Genomic DNA, 6,220 nt, shown 5'->3' on the forward strand with positions numbered 1-6,220 from the left:
GCTCAGGAGGGCCGGTTGGCGAACACCGTACGCCGCACGTTGATCATGTACCCCCACAGCAGGCCGAACACGACGCCGAGGACGGCCAGCGACCAGTGCAGCAGGCCGCCGACGAGCAGGCCGGCCGGGATGACCAGGCCGGCCCACCACGCCCAGGGCCGGTTGAGCAGCCCGGCGAGGAGAGCGGCGACCACGGCCAGACCGACGACCAGCCCGATGGCAACGCCCTTGTCCACCCCGGCCACCTTCGCCAGCGGGGCAATGGCGAGCAGCAGGACGATCGCCTCGGTGACGAGCGCGCCCGCGCCGGCGCCGCGAACCGCGGACGCGGGGTTACGGAGACCCGGCTGCGACTCGCTCATCGCTTCAGCAACCCGCGCGCGTCGGCCACGGTGATCACCGAGCCGGTGATGAGCACACCGACGCCGCTCAGTTCCGCGTCGAGGTCCTCCTCGGCCAGCGTGACGGCCGCTTCGATCGCGTCCGGCAGGTCGGGCTCCACCTGTACCCTCTCCTCCCCGAAGATCTCGGTGGCGATCGCGCCGAGACTCGCCGCCGACATCGCGCGCGGCGACGTGTTACGTGTGACGACGATCGCGTCGACCACCGGCTCGAGCAGTTCCAGGATGCCGTGCGCGTCCTTGTCGCTCAGCGTGCCGACCACGGCGACCAGCCGCCGGAAGTCGAACTCCTCGCTGAGCGCCTGCACCGTGGCGGCCATGCCGTGCGGGTTGTGCGCGGCGTCGAGCAGGATCGTCGGCGACGTGCGGACCCGTTCCAGCCGGCCCGGCGAGGTGACGGCGGCGAACCCGGCCCGTACGGTCTCGGGATCGAGCGACTTCTGTGCCCCGGCACCGAGGAACGCTTCCACCGCGGCGAGGGCCACGGCGGCGTTCTGCGCCTGGTGCGCGCCGTGCAGCGGCAGGTACACCTCGTCGTACACCCCGGACAGCCCCTGGAGGGTGAGCACCTGCCCACCGACGGCGAGCGACCGCTGGAGCACCCCGAACTCGCTGCCCTCCCGCGCGATCGTGGCGTCGACCTCGGCGCAGTGCTCCAGGATCGGGCGCATCGCCTCATCCGGCTGGGCCGCGCAGACCAGCGTGGCGCCCTTGTGGACGATGCCGACCTTGGCCAGCGCGATGTCTTCGATGGTGTCGCCGAGCCACTCCTGGTGGTCGAGCCCGATCGGCGTGATCACGCAGACGCCGGCCTGGATGACATTGGTCGAGTCGTCGACACCGCCGAGGCCGACCTCGACGACGGCCACGTCGACCGGGGCGTCGGCGAAGGCGGCGAACGCCATCGCGGTGGTCATGTCGAAGTAGGTCAGGCTCTCCCCGCCGGTCTGCCCGTCCAGCAGCGCCGCGACCGGCTCGACCTCGTCGTACACGTCGGCGAAGCGCTCCTCGCTGATCGGCTCCGCCTCGAGGGTGATCCGCTCGCGGACCGTCTTCAGGTGCGGACTGGTGTACCGCCCGGTCCGCAGGCCGTGGGCGCGCAGCAGCGCGTCGATCATCCGGGCCGTCGACGTCTTGCCGTTGGTACCGGTGAGGTGGATCGACGGGTACGCCTTCTGCGGGTCGCCCAGCGCCTCCAGCAGCCCCTGGACGCGCCCGAGGTCGAAGACCATGCGGGTGTACCCGCGCTCCTCCAGCTCCCGCTCGGCCCGCGCGAACCGCTCCGCGTCCGTGACGCGGTCGGCGCTCACGTCGCGTCCGGCACCCGTGACGCGGTCGGTACCCACGTCACACCGCCGGGAGCAGGTCGAGTTGCCGGCCGATGCGGTCGAGCTCCGCCTCGGCCGCCGCCAGCCGATCGCGGATCTTTCCGACGACCTGCTCCGGCGCCTTGCCGACGAATGCCGGGTTGTCGAGCTTGGCGCGGCACTGCGCCGCCTCCTTCTCCGCGGCCGCCCGGTCCTTCTCCAGCCGGGCACGTTCGGCGGCGACGTCGATCGAGCCACGGGTGTCCAGCTCGACGCCGACTCCCCCGCCGACGGCCAGCGTCGCGGTCGCGGTGAAGTCGTCTCCGGCGGCGTCGAGGCGCGCCAGCGAGCGGATCAACGGCTCGTGGACGGCCAGCACGCCGAGCCCGGTCAGCCGGGCACTGACCCGCTGGCCCGGCTTGAGCCCCTGGTCGGAGCGGAACCGGCGGACCTCGGTGACGACCCGCTGCAGGGCGGCAAGCTCCCCCTCGGCCGCGTCGTCGACGTACGCCGGGTCGGCAACCGGCCAGGCCGACACCATGATCGAGTACGTGCCGGCGGGCTCGGTCACGGTGAGTGGCCCGACGCCCGGGGCCGGCACCTCGACGGCGGCGGCCGGGGCGGGTGCCGTCAGCGCGGTCCACAGCTCCTCGGTCACAAACGGGATCACCGGATGCAGCAGCCGCAGCACCCGGTCGAGAACATGACCGAGTACGCGTCGCGTCCGCGCCGCGGCCTGCTCGTCGCCGGAGTTCAGGATCGGCTTGGTCAGCTCCAGGTACCAGTCGCAGACGTCGTCCCAGGCGAAGTGGTAGAGCGTGTCGCAGACCTTGGCGAACTCGTACGCGTCGAAATACTCGTCGACCTGGGCCGTGACGTGCTGCAGCCGGGACAGGACCCACCGGTCCACGGCGGTCAGCTCGGCCGCCGGCGGCAGGTCGCCCTCCACGGTCGCGCCGCTCAGCAGCGCGTACCGGGTGGCGTTCCACAGCTTGTTGCAGAAGTTGCGGGAGCCCTGGCACCACTCCTCGCTGACCGGCACGTCCGAACCCGGGTTGGCGCCCCTGGCCAGCGTGAAACGGGTCGCGTCGGCACCGAACCGGTCAATCCAGTCCAGCGGGTCGACGACGTTGCCGAACGACTTCGACATCTTCTTGCCGTGCTGGTCCCGGACCATGCCGTGCAGCGCGACGACGTTGAACGGCTGCTGCCCGTTCGTCGCGTACAGCCCGAACATCATCATCCGGGCCACCCAGAAGAACAGGATGTCGTACCCGGTCACCAGGACACTGGTCGGGTAGAACTTCGCCAGGTCGGCGGTCCGCTCCGGCCAGCCGAGCGTGGAGAACGGCCACAGCCCACTGGAGAACCAGGTGTCGAGCACGTCCTCGTCCTGGCGCCAGCCCTGCTCCTCGGTACCGGGCGGCGCCTCGTCGGGACCGACACAGACGATCTCGCCGTTCGGCCCGTACCACACCGGGATGCGGTGTCCCCACCACAGCTGGCGGGAGATGCACCAGTCGTGCATGTTGTCGACCCAGGCGAAGTACCGCTTCGCCAGCTCCGGCGGCTCGATGCTCACCCGGCCGTCACGCACGGCGTCACCCGCGGCCCGCGCCAGCGGCTCGGTCTTCACGAACCACTGCAGCGACAGCCGGGGTTCGACCGTCGTGCGGCAACGGGAACAGTGCCCCACCGCGTGCACGTACGGCCGCTTCTCCGCGACGATCCGGCCCTCCTCACGGAGGGCGTCGACGATCGCCGGGCGGGCCTCGTACCGGTCCAGCCCCTCGAACGGACCATGCGCGGTGATCACGCCGCGCTCGTCCATGATCGTGAGGTTCGGCAGGCCGTGCCGCTGGCCGATCTCGAAGTCGTTCGGGTCGTGCGCCGGCGTCACCTTGACCATGCCGGTACCGAAGGTCGGGTCGACGTGCGCGTCCGCGACGATCGGGATGCGCCGGCCGGTCAGCGGAAGGTCCACCTCCGTACCGATCAGGTGCTGGTACCGCTCGTCGTCGGGGTGCACGGCGACCGCGGTGTCGCCGAGCATCGTCTCCGCCCGGGTGGTGGCGACCACGACCTCGTCGCTGTACCGGATCGAGATCAGCTCGCCCTCGTCGTCGGAGTGCTCGACCTCGATGTCACTCAGCGCCGTCAGGCAGCGCGGGCACCAGTTGATGATGCGCTCGGCCCGGTAGATCAGGCCGTCGTCGAACAGCCGCTTGAAGATGGTGACCACGGCCCGGGACAGGCCGTCGTCCATCGTGAAACGCTCGCGCGTCCAGTCGACCGAGTCGCCCAGCCGGCGCATCTGGCCCAGGATCTTGCCGCCGGACTCGGCCTTCCACTGCCAGACCCGCTCGATGAACTTGTCGCGACCCAGGTCGTGCCGGGACAGTCCCTGGGCGGCGAGTTGGCGCTCGACGACGTTCTGGGTCGCGATACCGGCGTGGTCCATGCCGGGCAGCCACAGCGCCTCGTACCCCTGCATCCGCTTACGCCGGATCAGGGCGTCCTGGATCGTGTGGTCGAGGGCGTGGCCGATGTGCAGCGAACCGGTCACGTTCGGCGGCGGGATGACGATGCAGAACGGCGGCCTGTCGCTGCCGGCGTCCGCCCGGAACAGACCCGCGTCTACCCACTGCTCGTACAGCCGCTGCTCTACCTGGGCAGGAGCGTACTGAGCCGGCAGGGCCGTGGCCTGCTGCTGCCGGGAACTGTCGGGGGCGCTGTGTGCGGTCGTCTGCACGGTTTCGGTCACGTAGCGAGTCTACGGCGCCGGCCGCGACGGCCACGCTCGCCAGTACCTCTGCCCCGCTCCGGCCGTCGGGTCGCTACCACCGTCCCGTCCGAGGACCGGACGGGACGGTGGCGCCGCACAAATAGTCACCGAGATGTTGCCGGGATACCTCGGCCCTGACCGATCTCCAGCCGTTTGGGCAGCTACCCTGACTGGGCCGGAAAACGACGGACGTCTGAGCGCCGCCCGGAACCCTCGGCAGGATGTGCGATGAGCGAGTACGAACGGACCACCGCTGTCTCGGATGACGAGCAGCCTGCGACACCGACGAGCGACGCTTCCGCTCAGTCCTCCGCAACGGGTGCGACCGCCGAGGACGGCCCGGCGGTCGGCGAGGGATCCTCGGCGACCGCCGCCGGAAGCGACCCCGAATCCGGCCTTCCCGCGCTCGGCGACCGTACCGAGGCCGGGGACGGGGACGGTGTCGAGGAGGCCGTCGGGTCCGACAGCGCCGCACCCGTGGACGACGGCGACGCCGGGGACGGCCTCGACGCCGGGGACGATCCCGAGGACGGGGACGATCCCGAGGACGGGGACGATCCCGAGGATGGGGACCGCGTCGACGTCGACGCCACCGACGCTGACGGTGAGGCCGCCGACGGCGCCGGGCCCGCGGGCGAGCTTCCGGTTGTGGACGAGCCCGAGGAGGGCGGTGACGTCGAGCCGGCGACCGACGCAGACTCCACGGCAGCCGGACACGGACCGGCCGACGAGGTCGAGCCCGCCACCCCGGCGGGCGGCGACGAAGACCGGCGTCGGCTGAAGCCCCGTACCCTCGCCCTGATCGGCGGGGCCACCGTCGTCGTGCTCCTCGCCGCGGTGCTCGGCCCCCTCGCCTGGGACAGGGCGCGAGAGGACGACAGTGTCCTCACCATGCCGCCCCGGGTGGCCGGGCTCGCCCTCGATGACAGCCCGGGCGCCCACGACACCATCGACTACCTGCGCACCGCCGTGCAGACCGGCGTCGCCCTCGACAAGAGCACCGGCGCGGTGTACGCCGACGAGGCTGGCCAGTCCCGCTCGGTGCTGTTCGTCGGCGGTACCGGTCGGATTTCGTCACCGGAGAACGCCCTCACCAAGACGTTCCAGCTCATCAGCGATGACACCGGAGGCGTCGAAGGCGTCCAGGCCGTACCGGCCGGTACCCCGGGCGGTGTGATGAAATGCGGCTCCACCAAGACCGACGGTGACCCGATGGCCGTGTGCGGGTGGGCCGACGACCACAGTCTCGGGGTCGCGATGTTCCCGAACCGTCCGATCGAACAGTCCGCAGAGCTGCTCCAGACGATGCGTAAAGCGATGCAGCCGAAGCGCTGATTCCTCACCGCTTCGGCCGGCACCCGATCCGGTTGTCTGCCGAGGACCGAGCCTCCTCACCTGACGCCGTACACCGAGTGACGACCCGGCCGTCCTCCGCGCCGTCCTCCGCGCCGAGATCCGCGCAATGTCGCGGACATTGCGGCTAGCCACGCGCCCGAGGCCGCAATGTTCGCGACATTGCGGTTCGTGGGGCGGCCGCGCCGCGGCGGTCACCCGGGTCCGGGTCCGGGTCCGGGGACGTGCCCGCGGGCCCGCGGAAAAGCGGGCCGGGGGTCCGCGACAATGCGCCCCGGGGCCGGGGTAACCGGGGCCGGATACGGGTCGAGGCCCACCCGGACGGGTGGGCCTCGACTCCGAAGATGTCCGGCGGCGTCCTACTCTCCCACACC

The 6,220-nt window shown here is 71.4% G+C and carries 4 protein-coding genes; 1 reads left to right on the plus strand and 3 read right to left on the minus strand.

Going from position 1 to position 6,220, the window contains the following annotated elements:
• Positions 1-2: 2 nt before the first annotated feature.
• The 3 genes from ACNTMW_RS33625 to ACNTMW_RS33635 all read right to left on the minus strand — a co-directional run bounded on the left by ACNTMW_RS33625 (position 3) and on the right by ACNTMW_RS33635 (position 4,403).
• Positions 3-362, minus strand: coding sequence for a DUF4233 domain-containing protein (locus ACNTMW_RS33625; protein ID WP_426638101.1), 360 nt, complete (start codon positions 360-362; stop codon positions 3-5).
• Positions 359-1,633, minus strand: a complete 1,275-nt coding sequence (locus tag ACNTMW_RS33630) for a bifunctional folylpolyglutamate synthase/dihydrofolate synthase (protein ID WP_426638105.1) — start codon at positions 1,631-1,633, stop codon at positions 359-361. The genes ACNTMW_RS33625 and ACNTMW_RS33630 overlap by 4 nt, the downstream gene beginning before the upstream one ends.
• A 115-nt stretch (positions 1,634-1,748) precedes the next feature.
• Complete coding sequence (locus tag ACNTMW_RS33635; protein WP_426638106.1) at positions 1,749-4,403, minus strand: valine--tRNA ligase; 2,655 nt, start codon at positions 4,401-4,403, stop codon at positions 1,749-1,751.
• Positions 4,404-4,721: 318 nt separating this feature from the next.
• Between ACNTMW_RS33635 and ACNTMW_RS33640 the strand changes: the two genes are divergently transcribed.
• Positions 4,722-5,828 carry a hypothetical protein gene (locus tag ACNTMW_RS33640; RefSeq protein WP_426638102.1) on the plus strand — a complete coding sequence of 369 codons (1,107 nt, stop codon included), beginning with the start codon at positions 4,722-4,724 and terminating at the stop codon, positions 5,826-5,828.
• Positions 5,829-6,220: the final 392 nt, after the last annotated feature.

It is taken from the genome of Planosporangium spinosum (assembly GCF_049999945.1).
In the GTDB taxonomy this organism is placed as follows: Bacteria; Actinomycetota; Actinomycetes; order Mycobacteriales; family Micromonosporaceae; genus Planosporangium; species Planosporangium spinosum.